Source organism: Tritonibacter sp. SIMBA_163 (genome assembly GCF_046535935.1).
Taxonomy (GTDB): domain Bacteria; phylum Pseudomonadota; class Alphaproteobacteria; order Rhodobacterales; family Rhodobacteraceae; genus Epibacterium; species Epibacterium scottomollicae.
This window is the reverse complement of sequence record NZ_JAWJBP010000653.1, coordinates 1-262: the sequence shown is the minus strand read 5'-3', so window position 1 is coordinate 262 and position 262 is coordinate 1. Positions and strand designations below refer to the sequence as shown.

At 45.8% G+C, this 262-nt stretch carries 1 protein-coding gene; it reads left to right on the top strand.

The features are described 5' to 3' along the window. On the top strand, window positions 1-262 hold a 262-nt coding region (locus R0J92_RS23930), incomplete at both ends, for a TerC family protein (protein WP_411053512.1).

Here is a 262-nt window from a genome sequence, read left to right as displayed (position 1 = left end):
ACCGCAATTGCAATTTCAGAAAAAACGTGGCTGATTATTCTAGGAGGAACCATTGGTGTTCTGACTTTGCGGTTTCTAGCTGGGTTATTTATCCGTTGGTTAGATGAATATGTCCATCTTGAAGATGCGGGTTATATCACAGTGGGCTTTGTGGGCTTACGACTGTTATTACGGGTGGTTGCTCCCAGTTTAGTGCCTCCGCAATGGCTGTTAATTAGTGCCGTCGCGATCGTTTTTGCGTGGGGATTTTCGGAGAAGAACC